Source organism: Pseudoalteromonas sp. SR44-5, from assembly GCF_014163675.1.
GTDB lineage: Bacteria > Pseudomonadota > Gammaproteobacteria > Enterobacterales > Alteromonadaceae > Pseudoalteromonas > Pseudoalteromonas rhizosphaerae.
Genome location: NZ_JACJDT010000007.1, coordinates 123,287 through 142,440 on the forward strand (window position 1 = coordinate 123,287; position 19,154 = coordinate 142,440).

14 protein-coding genes are annotated in these 19,154 nt (G+C 42.3%); all 14 read left to right on the forward strand.

Going from position 1 to position 19,154, the window contains the following annotated elements; all coding sequences use genetic code 11:
- Positions 1-5 precede the first annotated feature (5 nt).
- A complete protein-coding gene (locus H5154_RS05990) occupies positions 6-497 on the forward strand; it encodes a type II secretion system protein (RefSeq protein WP_182717719.1) in 492 nt (163 codons plus the stop codon).
- Positions 484-1,020 carry a prepilin-type N-terminal cleavage/methylation domain-containing protein gene (locus tag H5154_RS05995; RefSeq protein ID WP_182717720.1) on the forward strand — a complete coding sequence of 179 codons (537 nt, stop codon included), beginning with the start codon at positions 484-486 and terminating at the stop codon, positions 1,018-1,020. Before H5154_RS05990 ends, H5154_RS05995 begins: the two co-directional genes overlap by 14 nt.
- Positions 1,020-1,850, forward strand: a complete 831-nt coding sequence (locus H5154_RS06000) for a type II secretion system protein J (RefSeq protein ID WP_182717721.1) — start codon at positions 1,020-1,022, stop codon at positions 1,848-1,850. Before H5154_RS05995 ends, H5154_RS06000 begins: the two co-directional genes overlap by 1 nt.
- Complete coding sequence (locus H5154_RS06005) at positions 1,840-2,334, forward strand: pilus assembly PilX N-terminal domain-containing protein (protein WP_182717722.1); 495 nt, start codon at positions 1,840-1,842, stop codon at positions 2,332-2,334. Before H5154_RS06000 ends, H5154_RS06005 begins: the two co-directional genes overlap by 11 nt.
- On the forward strand, positions 2,331-6,071 hold the full coding sequence (locus H5154_RS06010; RefSeq protein ID WP_182717723.1) for an H-type lectin domain-containing protein: 3,741 nt from the start codon (positions 2,331-2,333) through the stop codon (positions 6,069-6,071). The genes H5154_RS06005 and H5154_RS06010 overlap by 4 nt, the downstream gene beginning before the upstream one ends.
- 335 nt (positions 6,072-6,406) lie before the next feature.
- The gene (locus H5154_RS06015) at positions 6,407-8,428 is read left to right on the forward strand and encodes a formylglycine-generating enzyme family protein (RefSeq protein ID WP_182717724.1); all 2,022 of its coding nucleotides are present in this window, start codon (positions 6,407-6,409) and stop codon (positions 8,426-8,428) included.
- Positions 8,429-8,567: 139 nt separating this feature from the next.
- Positions 8,568-9,611, forward strand: coding sequence for a rod shape-determining protein (locus H5154_RS06020; protein WP_145238587.1), 1,044 nt, complete (start codon positions 8,568-8,570; stop codon positions 9,609-9,611).
- Positions 9,611-10,453, forward strand: coding sequence for a rod shape-determining protein MreC (gene mreC / locus H5154_RS06025; RefSeq protein WP_182717725.1), 843 nt, complete (start codon positions 9,611-9,613; stop codon positions 10,451-10,453). The genes H5154_RS06020 and mreC overlap by 1 nt, the downstream gene beginning before the upstream one ends.
- Positions 10,446-10,925, forward strand: a complete 480-nt coding sequence (mreD, locus tag H5154_RS06030; protein ID WP_149982649.1) for a rod shape-determining protein MreD — start codon at positions 10,446-10,448, stop codon at positions 10,923-10,925. The genes mreC and mreD overlap by 8 nt, the downstream gene beginning before the upstream one ends.
- On the forward strand, positions 10,925-11,494 hold the full coding sequence (locus H5154_RS06035; protein WP_149982650.1) for a nucleoside triphosphate pyrophosphatase: 570 nt from the start codon (positions 10,925-10,927) through the stop codon (positions 11,492-11,494). The genes mreD and H5154_RS06035 overlap by 1 nt, the downstream gene beginning before the upstream one ends.
- 1 nt (position 11,495) lies before the next feature.
- Complete coding sequence (gene rng / locus H5154_RS06040; RefSeq protein WP_149982651.1) at positions 11,496-12,968, forward strand: ribonuclease G; 1,473 nt, start codon at positions 11,496-11,498, stop codon at positions 12,966-12,968.
- Complete coding sequence (locus H5154_RS06045; RefSeq protein WP_182717726.1) at positions 12,968-16,813, forward strand: YhdP family protein; 3,846 nt, start codon at positions 12,968-12,970, stop codon at positions 16,811-16,813. The genes rng and H5154_RS06045 overlap by 1 nt, the downstream gene beginning before the upstream one ends.
- A 20-nt stretch (positions 16,814-16,833) precedes the next feature.
- The gene (locus H5154_RS06050; protein ID WP_149982687.1) at positions 16,834-17,643 is read left to right on the forward strand and encodes a carbon-nitrogen hydrolase family protein; all 810 of its coding nucleotides are present in this window, start codon (positions 16,834-16,836) and stop codon (positions 17,641-17,643) included.
- The gene (tldD, locus tag H5154_RS06055; RefSeq protein ID WP_182717727.1) at positions 17,640-19,079 is read left to right on the forward strand and encodes a metalloprotease TldD; all 1,440 of its coding nucleotides are present in this window, start codon (positions 17,640-17,642) and stop codon (positions 19,077-19,079) included. The genes H5154_RS06050 and tldD overlap by 4 nt, the downstream gene beginning before the upstream one ends.
- Positions 19,080-19,154: the final 75 nt, after the last annotated feature.

A 19,154-nucleotide genomic window follows, 5' to 3' on the forward strand; every position in this document is an offset into this window, starting at 1 on the left:
TAGCAATGAAATATACGTGTAAGCAACGATTGCGTGGCTTTACTTTGGTTGAATTGATTATCACGTTAGTTATTTTGGGCATCCTGTCGGTAACGGCAGGGCCCAAGTTTCTAGGGAGTTCAACGGAAGATGCTTATGCATATCGCGATCGGGTATTAGCAGTGCTAAGAACAGCGCAGTTGCGAGCAATGCAAGATACTGGGCTTACGAGTTGCCATAAATTGTACATAACCGCGACCTTAATTGCAGGGCCGACACCGGATACCTGCACAGGTGGTGCTGATGTAAATAACCCAGAAGATTCAGTCGTAGCGATTAAAACGCAGCGCAGTGATTTTGTTTTTACTGCATTGGACGATCAAGGTTCGCAATTTACGCAGATCAATTTTGATCCTTTAGGTCGAAGCGATCAAAGCTGTAATGGCACTTGTCGCATAGATATATCTCTTGCCGGAGTATGTATCAGTGGTGAAGGGCTTATATATGCGTGCCCATAATTATGGGTTTACCTTAATTGAATTGATTATCAGCATTGTCATTTTTGCCATTGCACTGACGATTATTACGGGGTTAATTGCACCTCAAGCACGACAAAGCGCTGACCCTATCATACAGCTGCGGGCAAATGAGCTAGGGCAATCATTAATGAACGAAATTTTGGCCAAATCATTTGATGAGCACAGCGAGCGTGCTCCGCCATTTAGGCGTTGCTCAGAAAGTTCGTTAGCCGCCGCAGATTGCACGAGTTCAGCTGATTTAGGTGCTGATACCATAGAAACACGCACCACTTATGATGATGTTGACGATTATATTGCACTGAGTAATCAGCCTATAACAAATAGTTTGGGTCAAGTGCTTACCCAATACCAAGGCTTTAATGTGGTTGTTACCGTGGTATATGACAGTGACTTTAATAGCGCGACAGCAAACGATGGTGTACTTGCAAAGCGTGTCACGGTAATTATAAGTAGCCCTAATGGCGAAGAGTATGGTTTTAGCGCATACAAAGGTAACTATTGATGAGCAAATACCTAAAACAGTCTGCATTTACTTTAATAGAGCTTCTGCTTGTTATGGTTATTTTGGGGATATTGGCTGTTACTTCTTTTGCTTTTATTAACTCTGGGTTTAATATTTATAGTCAAGGGGTGGAGCGCCAAGAGGCTGTAGCACAAGCACGCTTTATGTTGACACGTTTAGCAAAAGAGCTACGCCATGCGATGCCAAACTCTTTACGTTTAAGCTGTGAAAATAACTGTGGTTTGAGCCAATGCCTTGAGTTTACGCCTTTTCAATCAGCTACCCATTACACTGGCTACTTACCTAACACTGCTCCCTTTATTGTTACGGCAGTAGATTTTGAATTAAATGACTTAACTCAACCAAGTCTTGGCGATTGGGCCAGTATTTATCCATTAGATCCAGCAGAAGTCTACGACGTAAGTAATAATAAACGTCTGCAATTAACTAATTTCGTATCATCTTCATACAGTGAGTTAGATCAATGGCAATTTGATCAAGCATTTGCACAAGAGTCACCAGCAAAACGAATTTACTTACTGGCGACGCCTGTTAGTTTTTGTGTAGAAGGGACACAGCTTTATCGTTATCAAGATTATGGCTTCAATAGCTCCCAGCTGGATGCAGTTGAGCTACAGGCTACAACAGGCGTTAAACGTGATCTATTAGCGCTCCATATAGAAAATAACCTAGCAAATAATGCATTTTTTAGAATTGGGGATATTGCATTAACTCGTAATGCAGTGCTGAACATTCACGCGATTATGGCGTTTAATGATAATGAAGCTATGATGTTTAATCATGAGGTGCATATACCCAATGTACCTTAGCCCACGAATAAAAAGAACGGTTATAAATAAAGCTTATCAAGGTGGTAACCTACTGATTGTCACTTTGGTGATCATTGTTGTGATGCTAGTACTTGGCTTGGCTTTAGTCAGGATTTTATCGGCATCTTCGCAGCAAAATGTGATCGAGTATTATGGCTCTCGCGCTTATTTAGCTGCACAAAGTGGGTTAGAAAGCGGGCTAACTGAAATATTTCCACTTAATAGTCCAGCACTAAACTGTGCAGCAGTAACTACCTCCCCTGTTTTTCAAACTCAGTATTTAGAGAACTGCACAGTAACGATAACTTGTCAGCAATACTTGAATGTACCTGATAGCAGTAATAGCGCAGGCTCGGTGAATGTTTTTTATTTACAAAGCCGTGCCACATGCTCGCCAAGTAGTTGTGCTATCGGCGAAGCATGTCGTAAAGACTACTGGCAAACTCAGCGTACACTCTCTGTCGAAGCGAAGACTTTGCCATGATATATAAGTTATTCATCTTCATAATCATAATGATCTTTAGTGCTAACAGCATTGCTGTAGTTCCTAAAATTGAAGGGCGCTTTATTGAGTTGCAAGACACTTATGTCTCACCGATTTGGACCAAGATAAACTTTCAACAAGAGTACGAAACACCTCCCGCGGTGTTTATGCTATCAACTAATCAAGGGGGTAACCCTGCGATTGTACGAATTCGTAATGTAACAACAACCGGATTTGAAGCTCTACCTTTGGAACCTACCGGGGAAGACGGTGAGCATATTACTATGGGAGCACATTACTTAGCGGTCGAGTACGGTGTTCATGAATTTCCAGATGGCACAATAATGGAGGTTGGCAGTACAGATATCCAATTAGAGATTCAATATGGTCCTAAGTCTAACTACGTTTTGCCTAAAAGTTATCAGGCAATAAATTTTGCTCAACCTTTTGCTGTTAGGCCGAACTTTTTTCACTCTCTACAAACCATTAATAGTTTGGAAAGCAATCCACCTACAGATGCATTACGACCATTTTTAACGATTGCCGTAGAAACTAACTCGCTAACAACTTCGGGGGTTAATATTGCGCTAGAAGCCTCAGAGACACGAAGTGGCTTAATAAATAGTGAAAAAGTGGCTTATTTAGTTGTTGAGCCTGGCAACAATCGTACCTTTGTTGATGATAATCAGGTAGAAGTTTTATGGGAGAGCTTTTTTACTGGTTACAATGTCGATGGTTGGAGTGACGGTTGTAACTATTTTTATTTCTCAAATAATTTTGCTACTGCTCCATTGGTTGTTGCAAGTAAAAATAGCCGAGTGGGCGAAGATGGTGGTTGGCTACGAAGTTGCAATTTGACTCGTACGCGTTTGGGAATAGTTGTTGATGAAGACCGTGATGGAGACAATGAGCGTAGGCACCCAGACGAAGAAGCCTCTATCTTAGCTATGACCAGTACGTTTGTGTCAAATGGCGATGTTCTAAGTTGTGACACATTATTCCCCGGTGCGATTGCAACCTATAACAATGGCCAAATTCAGTTAGTCCAAGGAGTGACAGTCACCGATAACAACGCGAATATGCTTACGACCACAAACTATATTTCAACGGCATTAACTAATATCCCTCTTTGTAATGGTCAGCCTTGCGCTGCAAAAGGTGAAAATGCGTTAACTGCAGGACAAGCTTCACAAGTACCAACAGTGGCCAATGATGGCTCATCGGGTAGTGCAATTCCTACAACACTCGGTGGTGACTATTTTTTTGATGAGTTACAAATGACCATGATTGCGCCTGAGTATAGAGTAACCGCACCCACACGTATTTTTTTACAAAACTCTACTACGTTACTGTCGACGTCATTTTTAACTGTGGCGAATACTAAAATTACAATAGAAAATGGGGCGTATTTAGCGATTTATGTAGATGGTGCGGTGTCGATTGGTGCCGCAGTCGATTTTTCAGCTTTTTTAGTGGCAACAGGTGAAGTACGCATTGCACAAGAAGCTCATTATACTGGCATGATCACCTCAGGCACGGAGATAATTGCTGAAGAAAGTTCATCATTTACTGGTACTGCAGTACCAAATAACATTCCTGGTTTTTGTGGTATTAATACGCCGGTTTTATTGGATCATTACCGATTATCAATGAGTGATAATAAAGGCCTTACCTGCGAAGCCAAAGAACTAACGCTAACTGCTTGTGCTAATGATGCATGCGATATAATTTATGATGAAGTATCCACTTTAGATTTATCACCAAATAATAGTACTCAACAAAGTTGGGTGACGGGTGAGGTGATAACTTTTACTGGCATTACAGATTTACAGTTCGCTAAGCGTACTACAGGGCAAGTGCAATTTGGTTATAATGTTGCAGACCCATCAGCGCCGCTACGTTGTTATATTGGTGGTACAAATGTGGGCTTAGGTGGTTGTAAGGTTACTTTTTCAGACGCGGGGTTTATTTTTAGCGATGAGACTAATAACACCACATCAATTTTAAACCAATTATCAGGTAAACCGTCAAACACCGGGTTCAATGCATCACAATTAGCAATCCAAGCTGTGAAAACGAATACCACAACCGGAGTGTGCGAAGCTGCTTTTCCTGCTGGTGGAGAGGTGGCTATAGATTTAGCCTATAGCTGCAGTGCAGGCTCTACGTGCATCGATAATCTTGCTCTAACAAATAACAGCACAACCCATAGCATTGGTCAAAGTTATCAAACAGTGCCTTTAAAGTTTGATAGTGATTCAAAAGCACCGATTGTGATTAATTATCCCGATGCTGGCAAACTGAGTTTGAATGCAAAATTAAACTTAGTGCTCGATCCCGTGACTAATTTATCGGTGAATTTAACGGGTAGCTCAAATGAATTTGTGGTTAAGCCCTTTGGTTTAGCAATGAACTTTGCTGATACCAGTGCGCAAGCTAATGATGCCAGCGGCAGTTTATTTAAACTAACCGGCGAGTCATTTTCGCTAAAAATGAATGCGGTGCAATGGCTTGATAACCAAGACACCAATAATGATGGCTACCCAGATAATTACAGTGCTATTTCAAGTAATCCAGTCGCTAAGCACTTTATTGGTGAGCAACCGGATGTGCAACCCAGCGTTTATTTGCCAACAGCGGGTGTGCTGGGTACGTTACAAGAAGAAAATTTAGTTGCGTTTGCAGATAGCGGTAACTTAAGTGAATCAATATCAAGTTATAGCTACGACCAAGTTGGTATTATTGATTTAGTTGCGGGGCTCAAAGATGCCGACTATTTGGGGGCCGGTGATGTGCGCGGAGCGATTACTCGTGTTGGTCGTTTTGCGCCTTCGCAATATGCGGTAAAAAATATTCAAGCCAATGCACAGTGCACCCGTTATGGCAGCAATAGCACTTATTTGAGTGAACCGTTTACGTTAGGGTTTACTGTTCAGGCGCTTAATCAAAATAACCAAGTAATGAAAAACTATATAGGCGGGTTTGTTAATTCAACGGTAAGCATTAATGCAGAGAACAGTGAAGTAGGAAATTATGTCTCGGGTAGTAGTTTAACTCCTAGATTGCAAAACTTAGAGGCTAGCCAGTGGGGCAGTACCGCAGCCCTAGCAGGACTTTTTACTATAAGTGATAGCGATACTATTTTAGCTCGACGCGGCTTTAATGATCCCGATGGCCCATTTGAAAGTGTAAATTTGATGGCAACTGTGACGGGAATTGAAGGGGCTGTATTAACAGCTGCCGACGATAATCCTAATTTAGCAACCGACTGCGCAGCAAACAGCAGCTGTAATAGTGTTGTGCTTAACGATACGCCTATTAGTTTTCGCTTTGGCCGCTTAGTGCTGGGTGATAATGCAGGGTCTGATTTAGATAATTTACTTGTGCCTATGCAGGCGCAGTATTTTAATGGCAGCGAGTTTGTACTTGATACTAATAATAATTGCACTGTCTTTGCACACCCACAAATAACACAAATCACTCCTAGCACGCCTGAGCTCAGTTATATTTATGGCAGTGGAAGAAGTGGTCAACTCGAACAAGGCATTTACCCAGCGAGTAATGGTATCTATGCTGAGCCTAAAGGCGCAGGTATTTTTACACTTGAGTACGATACAGAAAATTGGCTTGAGTGGGATTGGCAAGGAGACGCAAGTCAGTTAAATCCGCAAGGAATTTTACAATTTGGCCGTTTTAGAGGAAATGATCGTGTTATTTACTGGCGTGAAGTACGGTAATAACTGTATGTCAAACCAGCTTAAAATTCAGAGCTTAATGTTTCACAAAGTTGGTTCCTATAAAGCGCTTTATGGGCTGGTTAAAAGCTAATTTATATTAGGTTACTTTTACAGGGGGCTGATCTTAACAAGGGAACAGCCATCATTTGCAACTAATGCCTAGCTTAAATCACTTTTAATTCCAACTGAAGCTCGCATCTTGAGGCTAATTAGGTATAAACTCAGATAATTTTTGAACAAAGCTTGTGTTTTGCCTTGCAAGTACATAGCATAAGAGTTTAATTATAAAAAATAAATAATGACCAAATAATTGCCGCTTTTTGGGAATGGAATATATGCGAATTGCTCCTTTATCTCTGTTAATTTCAGCTAGCTTGTTTGCATCAAGTGCATTTGCACAAGATACAGCCACAGTTACTGGAATTGAATCTGAGATCAGTATTAAACAAGCTGAATACGATAACGCTACACAGATACTTGAAAAACATTTAAAAGAAGAAAGTCAGTTACAAAGTCAACTTGATTTATTACGCACTCGTTCGACTGAGCTGGACAAAGAAAAAAATCAAGCACTTGATGCCATGAATGAAATGTATCGTCGTTTAATTGATGATCCCACTATTGATATAAGTGCTGCACAGGCGCGATATCAGCAAGCTGTGGTTGATCATAAGCAAAATAAAGACGATATCGCGATGCAGTTGGCGGCAATTGCATCCCACCGCAAAGACATTGAACAAATTCGCGTAGCAAAACATACCCAGTTAAATACACTCGAAAGCTTAAAAGAACAATTAACAACAGCCCGAGTTGAGCGCTTACGTAATGAGTTTACCCGTGAAGGGACGCTAGAAGTTAATCACACTATCAACTGTAAACGTACAGAAACATTGGCAGCCTGTGAGCAACGAGGCCAGCAAATGGGCTTACAAAAAGCAACCAAGCGTTTTGTAGATCAAATATTTGCTAACTTAACTGAAGAGCGCCTAGTTGAACCAAAGCGCAATATGGCTGGTGCGCAAGTACAGGTTTTAAGTAGCCATGTAGTTAATAGTGCTTTTAGCGGCCAAGGCAATTATAACGTTAACTTAAGCGTCACTATGCGCGGTGATGTGAATAGCAGTCGCTTATGTAATTTATTGAGTGTTGATAATCGCTATTGTTCAGAGTACGGCACGCCGCTAACGGCAACTTATCAAACTCGGTATGACACTACTTTTACTGATAGTCAGTTAACATTCAGTGATGGTCAGGATAATGCCAACGTTTCGGTGTCACGCTTGAGCGAGCAACCGATACGCGATTATTCAGTCAAACCAATGTCAACGGTTGATACACAGGTCGTTGATAGTAATAAAATGATTGAATTCACACTGCGTTCAAACGTATACGATGACGAAGTGTTTATTGATGGCGTAAGTTTTGGTTCAACACGTTTAGCAACGACTTTACCAAGTGGTATTCATGATGTTGAAGTTCGCAAGCAGGGTTATAAACCTTATCGCGTGCGTGTTGATTTACGAAAGCCGCAGACGATTCATGCTAAGTTGGTAAAAAAGCCTGAGTCGATTGCTGCACCGACATACACCAGTGAGCAACGTAATACGACATCAGTAACCAGTACAGCTATAGGCAATGCCGCAGCTGCTGACGTGGTAGTCATTCCCGCAGGTAAGTTTGAAATGGGTGATATCAATGGTAATGGACTTGCAAATGAGCGTCCAGTTGTTGAAAAAACCATTGCAAACTCATTTGCGATGCAAAATAAAGAAGTGACAGTCGGTGCTTATCAAAAGTTCGTCAGCAACACTAATTATAAAACTGAAGCTGAGCGTAATCGTGGTTGCGCCTATTATTTAAATGGCGAACCAGTCTGGGAAGCAAATTTAAACTGGCGTAATCCAGGTTTTGAGCAAGGCAGTGATTTTCCAGCCGTGTGCTTAACCTACAACGATGCGAAAGCATACGCTGATTGGTTGTCTGGTCAAACAGGTCAACAATACCGGTTACCTAATGAGGTTGAGTGGGAGTATGCAGCACGCGCTGGTACTAAAACTGAATACCCGTGGGGTAATGAAATAGGTAAAAATTTAGCCAATTGTGGATGGTGTGGTAGTGAGTGGTCAAATAAAAGTGCATCGCCAACTGGCTCCTTTGCACCTAATGCGTTTGGTCTCTACGACACGGTAGGAAATGTATGGGAATGGACTCATAAGTCAGCTGAACAAGCGGATGTTACTGTCCGAGGTGGTGCGTGGAATTTTGCACCTAGTTTAGCTCGTGCTTCAACTCGTTTGATTTTAGCGCCAGACTTTCGTGCAAACTATATTGGTTTTCGTCTAGTACGCGAACGATAAAATTAATTTAAAAAGGAAGCGTTGCTTCCTTTTTTACCCAATTAACAAAGGTAGCTGCACTTTTTATTGCCGAACTGATTCAGCATGGTAAAGTTGCATAAGCTAATATAAGAACGTTTTTCAAAGGTCATCCAGCCTCATGTTTAAAAAGCTCCGTGGTATTTTTTCAAACGATCTATCGATCGACTTGGGTACAGCCAACACCCTCATTTATGTTAAAGACGAAGGCATTGTCCTTAATGAACCATCTGTAGTTGCGATCCGCCAAGAACGCGCTGGTGGTCCTAAAAGTGTTGCCTCAGTAGGGACTGAAGCAAAGCAAATGCTAGGTCGAACGCCTGGTAATATCAAAGCCATTCGACCAATGAAAGACGGTGTAATTGCTGATTTTTATGTAACTGAAAAGATGTTGCAACACTTTATCAAGCAAGTGCATAACAATAACTTTTTACGTCCAAGTCCGCGTGTGCTTATTTGCGTACCGTGCGGTGCTACGCAAGTAGAAAAACGCGCAATTCGTGAATCGGCTATGGGCGCAGGTGCGCGTGAAGTTTATTTAATTGAAGAGCCAATGGCTGCGGCAATCGGTGCAGGTTTACCGGTATCAGAAGCAACAGGTTCAATGGTTGTAGATATCGGTGGTGGTACCACTGAAGTTGCAATTATTTCACTAAACGGCGTGGTGTACTCATCATCTGTACGTATTGGTGGGGATAAGTTTGATGAAGCAATTATCAACTATGTACGTCGTAATTTTGGTAGTTTAATTGGTGAAGCAACGGCTGAAAACATTAAACATCAAATTGGTTCAGCGTTTAAAACAGATGAGCCAATTGAGATTGAAGTACGTGGTCGTAACCTTGCCGAAGGTGTTCCGCGTTCATTTACGCTTAATTCGCATGAAATATTAGAAGCCTTGCAAGAGCCATTAATGGGGATTGTTAGTGCGGTAATGGTTGCCCTTGAGCAATCACCACCAGAGCTGGCGTCAGATATATCAGCCAAAGGCATGGTATTAACAGGTGGTGGTGCATTACTTAAAGATTTAGACCGTTTATTAATGGAAGAGACCGGCATTCCTGTTGTGGTTGCTGATGATCCATTAACGTGCGTTGCGCGTGGCGGCGGTAAGGCACTTGAGATGATTGATATGCATGGTGGTGATGTATTTAGTTACGACTAATGAAGTTAATGTTCGGGCGTGCCATTTCTTTGCAGCTGCGACTTTTTGTCGCAGTGCTTTTGAGTATCGTGTTGATCGTAGGCGATCGTTATACGCAAGGTGGCACCACAGTACGCACTAGTTTAAACACCTTAGTTAGTCCGTTATTGTATTTAGCCAATTTACCTTATGAAGTATTTAGCCTCGGGGCTAAAAGCTTACACACGCGCGATCAATTATTAACTGAAAACGAAGCCCTCAAGAAAAAACAATTACTGCAAAGCGAACAGCTTCAGCAATATCAATTCTTAAACAAAGAAAATCAAAAGCTACGCGCGTTACTTGGTTCTTCTGCTAAGCAGTCAAATCGTAAAATTATTGCTCAAGTTCTCTCTGTTCATTCAAATCCTTATAGCCATCAAGTGGTGATCAATCGTGGCACGATAGATGGCATCAGTGAAGGCCAAGCGGTTATTGATGAGATGGGGGTCGTCGGACAACTTACCAAAGTAGGCTCAACGACGTCTCGGGTGTTACTGATGACCGACACAACCCATGCCACACCAGTACGTATTTTACGTAATGATGTGCGTACCGTGGTTGAAGGGATTGGTAAAATTAATTTAGTTAAACTCTCCCATGTACCCCATAGTTTAGATGTAAGGATTGGCGATGTGTTAGTGACATCAGGACTTGGAGGCACTTTTCCTGAGGGCTACCCGGTTGCGGTGGTAACTGAAATTAATCGCGATGAGGGCCGCCCGTTTGCTCAAGTATACGCCGAGCCGATAGCTCAGTTAGATCGTATTCGCTTATTAGTGATCTTATGGCGTAATCAGCAGGAAACTATCAGCAATGAATAGTCGTTACTTTTTATTGATCGCCGTGAGCATCTTCCTTGCGTTGATCATGGCTTTGATGCCATTGCCTTTTTCGTTTGAGCCTTTTCGCCCTGACTGGGTGCTATTAGTATTAATGTACTGGTCGTTAGCTGTTCCACATCGATTAAATATTGGTACGGCTTGGGTAGTTGGCTTGCTGATTGATTTAGCCACAGGGTCACCGCTGGGAATTAATTCACTCACTTACTCAATTTGTATTTTTGTAACCGCAAGTAACTTTCAAAAAATTCGTAATTTTTCAATTTGGCAGCAAGCGATACTCGTGGGCTTATTTTTAACCCTATATCACTTAATGCAATTTTGGCTTAATCACTTTTTAATGGACGTTTATTTCAACCCGCAGTATTTATGGCCAGTCGTGACTGGCATGTTAAGTTGGCCTTGGATTTTCTTATTGCTACGTAAATATCGCCGTCATTTCAGGATCAGATAATGCAAACCGCCATTTATCTAGCGTCAGCTTCTCCCCGGCGCAAAGAATTGCTCACTCAACTTGGTATCGAATTTTCACAATTTAGTGTCGATGCTGATGAAAGCCAGCTAGCAGACGAAACACCCCTTGAACTTGTTGAGCGTTTAGCGCGTCTAAAAGCCCAAACTGGTGTTGCTATGGGATACACAGATCGCCCAGTACTCGGCAGTGATACCGTGGTGGTTATAGATAATCAGTCACTTGGTAAACCCCGCGATAAAGCTGACTTTATGGCAACCCTAAAACGTTTATCTGGGCGCAGTCATCAAGTGTTAACGGCAATTGCATTTGCCACTGAACACAAGGTCATGAGTTGTGTAGTAACCACGCAAGTGAGTTTTAAAACACTCTCAGAACAAGAATTAGCAGCATATTGGCAAACTGGTGAACCACAAGACAAAGCCGGTGGCTATGGCATACAAGGACTCGGTGGGCGCTTTGTTACTAATATTTCCGGTAGCTATTTTGCGGTAGTAGGCTTACCTTTATATGAATGCGAAAAATTATTAAGCGAATTCCTAAGTAGGTAACATGAGTATAGAATTACTGATCAACGTCACCCCGAGTGAAAGCCGTGTTGCCCTGATTGAAAACGGTGTATTACAAGAAATTCAACTAGAACGTATTGGCAATTTAGGTATCGTCGGTAATATTTATTTAGGTAAAATAAGCCGAGTGTTACCGGGTATGCAAGCTGCGTTTGTTGATATTGGTTTAGATAAAGCGGCTTTTTTACACGCGTCTGATATTGTAAATAGCGCCTCTATTGTTGAAGGTGTTGACGAGCAACCAATCAAAAAAGTACAAGATATTCGCGAGTTAGTGCGCCAAGGTCAATACATTATGGTGCAAGTGGTAAAAGATCCACTGGGTACTAAAGGCGCACGTTTAACAACTGACATCACCATCCCTTCTCGTTATTTAGTGTTTATGCCAGATGCCACCCATGTTGGTGTGAGTCAGCGTATAGAAACCGAAGAAGAACGCGCGCGATTGAAAAGCATTGTAGGTGAGTATGGCGATGAAGACGGCAGCTTTATAGTTCGTACTGCAGCTGAAGGTGCCAGCGAAGCTGAGTTGCGTCACGATGCCGAGTTTTTAAAAAAACTATGGAAAAAAATCGTCACTAAACGTAAAAAAACCAGCAAAGAAAGTATTTTGCATGAAGATTTAACCTTAGCATTTCGAACTCTACGAGATTACGTAGGGGAAGACATGGAGCGTATTCGGGTTGACTCAAAGCTAACCTATGAAGAGCTAAAAAGCTTTACCGCAGAGTTTGTACCAATTCTTTCCGATGCTTTAGAGTATTATCCAGGCGAGCGACCAATTTTTGATTTGTTTGATGTTGAAAGTGAAATACAAAAAGCCTTACATCGTAAAGTGACGTTAAAGTCAGGTGGCTATTTAATTATCGACCAAACCGAAGCGATGACCACGGTCGATGTTAATACCGGTGCCTTTGTTGGCCACCGAAATCTCGAAGAAACTATTTTTAACACCAACGTAGAAGCTACTTCTGCGATTGCCCGTCAGCTTAGGTTGCGTAACTTGGGCGGTATTATCATTATCGACTTTATTGACATGGTTAGCGAAGAGCATAAGCGCAGGGTATTGCATTCACTTGAGTCTGCACTGGGTAAAGATCGCGTTAAATCAAATATTAATGGTTTATCGGCATTAGGCTTAGTGGAAATGACCCGCAAACGTACTCGAGAAAGTCTTGAACATATTTTATGTGATGTATGTCCGGCCTGCTCTGGGCGCGGTTCACAAAAAACCGTTGAAACCGTATGCTATGAAATACTGCGTGAAATTGTCCGAGTAAACCGTGCTTACGCGGCTGATAAATTTATGGTTTATGCAGCTCCTGCGGTAAGTGAGGCATTACTTAACGATGAGTATCATAATCTTGCAGAACTAGAGTTATTTATTGGTAAGCAAGTGAGCATTCAAACCGAAAGCCTCTACAGTCAAGAGCAGTTTGATGTGGTTATGATGTAATGAAAGCAAAGACGGTCTGTTTTTTTTGTATCCGTAAGTTATGGCAAGTGTTCGCCATAACTCTGGTACTGCTTGCCGTTGTTGTTTCGGTTTTAAAATATACCCTGCCGTATGCCAATGACTATAAAGGTGACCTTGAAAGTTACCTATATGATAAGTTTGCGGTTAATTTATCAATTGGGGCTATTTCTGCCAGCTGGCATGGCCAAGGTCCTTCTATTGTCTTGGAAGATATCACCTTTGAAGATAATAAAAGCTCACCCATCGCACTGACTATCGCTAAAGCTAGCCTTGAATTAAACGTCTGGGAAACCATCAAAACACGACAGTTAAAATCTAACTACTTTGTGATCAACGGTTTCCATGCTGATGTTGATATGCCGACTATGTTGCAGTCGAACAGCAGTGAGGTATCGTTTGAACAAAAAGAGCTGATTGAAGGCTTATTCTTAGGTAAAACCGGTCATTTTGCGGTTGAAAATAGTAGTCTTAATTTTATCTTGGCAGATGGTAAAGAGCGTCGGGTGATGCTTGAAGACATCGTTTGGCAAAATCAATACGAACAACACTTAGCTAGTGGTACTTTAGCATTGCCCGGGATTTCAGTGGGTACATTTGATGCTCGCTTGGCATTAACTGGATCGACGCTAGAAACCATGCTGGGTGATATTTATGTGCAAGCAAATAATGTTGATGTGTCGAAATGGCTGGCTCAGTATATTAATGCTAGTAAAGAGCAGCTCAATTCTGACATTAACTTAGAATCATGGTTGAGTATTGAAAAAGGCCTGATCAAAGATGTCACAGTTAAATGGTTGCCAAGCTTTATTAATTGGCAGCAAGATACAAAAAGTCATCAATTTAGTTTAAGTGAAGGGGGTTTTCGCCTTTACCCTTGGCAGCAAGGTTGGCGGTTAAAAAGTTCAGGGGTGCGGCTCTCAAACGATCAACAGCATTGGCCCGACTTTCAATTTGAAGCGCAGCTGGATAACAAGCAACAACAAATTTGGTTGCAAGAACTCGATTTTGACTTGGTTACAAGGTTAGCCCAGTTAAGTGATTTTGCTGAATTAGAGCCGCTGTTAAGTCGTCAACCCAGTGGTCAAGTTAAGCGCGCTTATGTGCAGTTTACATCAACACAGCAATGGCAATTATGGTTTGAAGCCCAGCAATTGGGCTGGTTTGCAGAGCAAGGTGTGCCAGGTGTGCAGGGCTTACTTGTCGATGGTTTGTTAAATCAAGAACGTGGTCGCATTAATCTGTTTGGCGAAAATAGCGAGTTACTTACCGCTGATACTTTTAGCCAGCCAATCAAATATAACCAACTGAATATGCAAATTGATTTAGCCAATAGTGAGCAAGGTTGGCAGATCAGCAGTGATAATATGTGGTTGGACAATTCAGAGGTAACAGTTGCAGCTGAGATGAAGCTTAGCTTAGGCGAACAGCCTCGGCTTGATTTATATGCAGAAGCATTTGCACCAGATGCCAGTGTTGCCAGCCATTATTTCCCACGCCCTGTGATGACTAAAAATTTAGTTGATTACTTAACTGGGGCTATTAAAGGTGGTGAACTTACGCAAACACAAGTGCTGTTTTCTGGGCCATTAACGGGCTTTCCGTTTGCTGATAATTCAGGACAGTTTGAAGTATTAGCGCAGATAGATAACGCCAATTATCAATTTGCCCCTGATTGGCCTGCAGTAACTCAAGCGAGTGCAAAATTATATTTTGAAAATCAGCGTATGGATATTTACTCTGAGCATGGGCGGCTTGTTAACTTAGCGGTCGGTGATGCCGTGCATGTCAGTATTACAGATCTAATGAACGCAGATGTACTGAGCGTAAAAATTAATAAACGTGCTGAGATGGAAAAATTACTGCCGTTTTTTAAAGCAACGCCAATTGCTGACCCACTAGCAAATGTATTTGAGGTGATCCAAGGTAACGGCGCTGCCAGCGCTGATATTGAGCTACTTGTTGATTTAAATGAGTTAGATGTAACAGCTAAAGGCATGGTTAATTTAAAAGATCTGCCAGTGTATTTAGCACAACCTGGGCTTCAGCTTGAAGGTGTGACAGGTAAGCTCTATTTTAATGATGATCAGATCACTTTAGAAAATGCTAACGCAAGTTGGTTAGGAATGCCGCTGAAAGTTAACTTTAATGGTAAAAATATTGGCCCAAACTATCGTGCTGACGTTGATATAAAAGCACAGTTAAATGCTGATACGTTAATTTCTCATGGTCAAGACTTACTAAAAGGTTACTTGCATGGTGAAAGTGAAGTGGCTATTAATCTTGCTCTAAACTTTTTAACGGACGGCTTTGATTATCGCGCTAATGTCAGCTCACAACTCGAAGGGCTCAGTAGTGACCTGCCCGCACCTTACACTAAAAGTGCCGATCAAGTATGGCCACTAACGGCTGTTATTCAAGGTGACAATATTTCTAATTTGATCACCGCTAATATCAATAATAACTTATATTTTAATGGCATCTTAGCGAATAACGTTGGCAAACTAACCAATGCACAGTTTATTTTAGGCGAGCATGATCTGGGTTTAAACCAGCAAGACTTAAGTGTTGCAATTGATTTAGAGCAAACAGATCTATTACCTTGGCTTGGCTTGATCCAGCAGATCATCACCATCAGTCAAATAGAATCAGCTGAGCAGAGCGTACTACCACCATTAAAAGAAGTGGTGGGTAACATTCAGCAATTAACCATTGGTGATATTGCATTTAATGATTTTGAAATGCGTTTAGCGCCGACCCCAAGTGACATGAGCTTACGGCTAAACGCCAAAGAATTACGCTCGCAAGTACTTATTCCGCTAGATAAATCAAGTCGGCCGATTCATATTGCCAGTGATTATTTACGTGTTAACTTTACCCCAACAACAGACGAATTACCGCCATCTGAAACACCTCAAGATTACACTTGGTTGAGTGACATACCGGCCATTGAATTTGAGTGTGCTGATTGTAAAGTGGCAAGCTATCAATTAGATAAAGTCAGCGCATCGCTTTATGGCGATGGTCATAAGCTCACCATATCTGAGCTGGTGGTTGATAAAGGCGAGCATGTGTTACGTGCTAAAGGGCATTGGCAAGATGGCATAAGTCAATTTAGCGGTAATATGCAAAGTGATGACATCGGTGAACTATTTGATGAATTTGATATAACCACCACAGTTAAAGATTCACCCGCAGATATTAAATTTACGCTTGCGTGGCAAGATGCGCCTTATTTATTTGATATTGCCAGCCTCAACGGTAATTTAGATTGGCGTTTAGGCGAAGGGCATTTAGCTGAGGTAAGCGATGGCGGCGCACGGGTATTTTCGTTGCTGAGCCTGGATTCATTAGTGCGTAAGTTAAAACTCGATTTTAGAGATGTATTTTCGAAAGGTTTTTTTTATAACAGTCTGCAAGGTACCATGCAGGTAGATAAAGGCATCGCTTACACGCAAGATACGAAAATGGATGGAGTACCTGCCGATCTGACGGTTAAAGGCCATACTAACCTCAATACCATGGAAATTGATTACGATTTAGCGGTTGCACCACAAGTGACCTCAAGTATTCCGGTGATTGTCGCGTGGATGGTCAATCCTGTAACTGGGCTTGCAGCATTGGCGATAGATAAAGTACTCCACTCTGCGCGCGTTATTTCTGAGATTAATTTTAAAGTGACTGGCAGCATGACTGATCCTGTAGTGAAAGAAGTAGATCGTAAAAGTCGTGAAGTGACTCTTCCGCAAGCTGCACAAAACCAACCTCAAGCCGCCGCCTCCAGTGAGTTAATACTCAAAGATGCCGCTGTTACAGTCACCCAATAAGGCCTTAAACGATGCAAGCTATGATAGTCGCTCTACAAATGTGCTCCGGGCTGTGTGCTGATGGCAACATGAATCAACTTAGACAACAGTTAACCACGCTTCCTGCAATACGCCCGTTACTGGTGTGTTTACCTGAAAGCTTCTTGGTGTTTGCTAATAGCGGCCATGAAACACTTGTTGTAGCAAAGCAAAGTGATGTTTATCAACAACAATTAAGTGAGTTATGTCGCCAACATGATATTTGGCTAGCTGCCGGTACTGTGCCTATTGCCACAGAGCATGACAAATATTTTGCAGCGTCTTTGCTGTTTAATGAGCAAGGTGAAGTGCTGGCCCAGTATAATAAAATGCATTTATTTGACGTTGATGTTGCTGATGGGACTGGTGCGTATCGCGAGTCTAACTTCACCGAAGCGGGCAGTGACATTGTGGTGGTAGATTCACCGTTTGGTAAAATAGGTCTTACAGTATGTTATGATCTACGCTTTAGTGGCTTATTTAGTGCTTTGCAACGAGCCGGGGCAGAGGTTATTTTAGTGCCTAGCGCATTTACTACCATAACAGGTGCAGCTCATTGGCAACCGTTATTAACGGCCAGAGCGATAGAGACGCAAAGTTATGTGATTGCTGCTGCGCAAGTAGGGCAACACGAAAATGGTCGCGCGACATACGGCCACAGTATTATTATTTCTCCTTGGGGCGACGTCCTCAGCGAGCTTGCAAATGGCATTGGGTTTATTGGTTGTCAGCCAGATCTAAACCGCTTACACGCCATTCGTCGAGATATGCCAGTGCAATCTCACCAACGATTTAGAGAGCATTTATTATGAACACGGTTGAACAGCATTTATTACACGACAGCCAGCTAAATCGAGAAGAACTCGAAAAAACGCTTGGTTTTATTCATCAGCATAAAGTTGATTACGCGGATCTTTACTTTCAATCTAGCCACCATGAATCATGGGTGCTTGAAGATGGCTTAGTAAAAGAAGGCTCGTACAACGTTGAACGCGGCGTCGGCGTACGCGCAGTTAGTGGCGAAAAAACCGGTTTTTCGTACTCAGATGCAATTAATTTAGAAGCACTTAACAAAGCCGCAACCGCTGCGCGCAGTATTGCCGAAGCAGGTGAAAGTAAAGCCATTCAGGTATTTAGTGATGTAGCAGCAAAACAGCAGTTTGCACCACTGCAGCCGATTCAAAGCATGAGTGATACCGACAAAGTAAATTTATTACGTGAGCTTGAAAATTATATTCGTGAGCTTGCTCCTGACGCAGAGCAAGTTATTAGCTCTATGTCTGCGGTGTATGAAGAAGTATTGATTGCGGCCAGCGATGGTACATTTGCCACCGATATCCGCCCATTGATCCGTTTAAATTGTTCGGTATTACTTGAAAAAGACGGCCGCCGTGAACGCGGTGGCGCAGGTGGTGGCGCACGTTTAGACTATGGTTACTTTAAAGAACTGGTGGATGGTAAACCCCGTTGGATGGAATACGCAGAAGAAGCCGTACGCCAAGCAAAAGTAAACCTTGAAGCTATTGACGCTCCAGCGGGCACGATGGAAGTGGTACTTGGCGCAGGTTGGCCAGGAGTATTACTGCATGAAGCCGTAGGTCATGGCCTAGAAGGCGACTTTAACCGTAAAGGAGCCTCGGCATTTAGCGGTAAAGTGGGCCAAAAAGTCGCATCAGAGCTGTGTACTGTAGTTGATGACGGCACCATTGCCGATCGCCGAGGTTCACTTAATGTGGATGACGAAGGTACTCCTGCAGCGTACAACGTACTTATCGAAAACGGTATTTTAAAAGGCTACATGCAAGATAAAATGAATGCGCGTTTGATGGGCGTTAACCCAACTGGTAATGCGCGCCGTGAGTCATACGCGCATTTACCTATGCCACGTATGACCAATACTTATATGTTAGGCGGCGAGCACAGCCAAGCCGATATTATTAGCACAGTTAAAAAAGGTATCTTCGCCCCAAACTTTGGTGGCGGCCAAGTAGATATCACTTCAGGCAAGTTTGTATTTAGTGCCTCAGAAGCCTACTTAATTGAAAACGGAAAAATTACTCGGCCAATCAAAGGCGCCACATTAATTGGTAACGGCCCTGAAGTTATGCAACAAATCTCTATGGTAGGTAATGATTTAGCGCTTGATAAAGGCGTCGGTGTTTGTGGTAAAGACGGTCAAAGTGTACCAGTAGGCGTTGGCCAGCCAAGCCTGAAAATTGATCAGTTAACGGTAGGTGGTACTGCTTAACTTTATAACTGCCAAACGCTATAAATAAAACCTTGGAAGTGCAAACTCTCAAGGTTTTATTTTGTCGGCTGTTTA

Bases quoted from the DNA above. Each gene is read 5' to 3' on its own strand.
- H5154_RS06015 (WP_182717724.1), top strand. From the start codon at position 6,407: ATGCGAATTGCTCCTTTATCTCTGTTAATTTCAGCTAGCTTGTTTGCA.
- H5154_RS05995 (WP_182717720.1), top strand. From the start codon at position 484: ATGCGTGCCCATAATTATGGGTTTACCTTAATTGAATTGATTATCAGC.
- H5154_RS06020 (WP_145238587.1), top strand. From the start codon at position 8,568: ATGTTTAAAAAGCTCCGTGGTATTTTTTCAAACGATCTATCGATCGAC.
- rng (WP_149982651.1), top strand. From the start codon at position 11,496: ATGAGTATAGAATTACTGATCAACGTCACCCCGAGTGAAAGCCGTGTT.
- H5154_RS05990 (WP_182717719.1), top strand. From the start codon at position 6: ATGAAATATACGTGTAAGCAACGATTGCGTGGCTTTACTTTGGTTGAA.
- mreC (WP_182717725.1), top strand. From the start codon at position 9,611: ATGAAGTTAATGTTCGGGCGTGCCATTTCTTTGCAGCTGCGACTTTTT.
- H5154_RS06035 (WP_149982650.1), top strand. From the start codon at position 10,925: ATGCAAACCGCCATTTATCTAGCGTCAGCTTCTCCCCGGCGCAAAGAA.
- H5154_RS06045 (WP_182717726.1), top strand. From the start codon at position 12,968: ATGAAAGCAAAGACGGTCTGTTTTTTTTGTATCCGTAAGTTATGGCAA.
- H5154_RS06050 (WP_149982687.1), top strand. From the start codon at position 16,834: ATGATAGTCGCTCTACAAATGTGCTCCGGGCTGTGTGCTGATGGCAAC.
- H5154_RS06010 (WP_182717723.1), top strand. From the start codon at position 2,331: ATGATATATAAGTTATTCATCTTCATAATCATAATGATCTTTAGTGCT.
- tldD (WP_182717727.1), top strand. From the start codon at position 17,640: ATGAACACGGTTGAACAGCATTTATTACACGACAGCCAGCTAAATCGA.
- mreD (WP_149982649.1), top strand. From the start codon at position 10,446: ATGAATAGTCGTTACTTTTTATTGATCGCCGTGAGCATCTTCCTTGCG.
- H5154_RS06005 (WP_182717722.1), top strand. From the start codon at position 1,840: ATGTACCTTAGCCCACGAATAAAAAGAACGGTTATAAATAAAGCTTAT.
- H5154_RS06000 (WP_182717721.1), top strand. From the start codon at position 1,020: ATGAGCAAATACCTAAAACAGTCTGCATTTACTTTAATAGAGCTTCTG.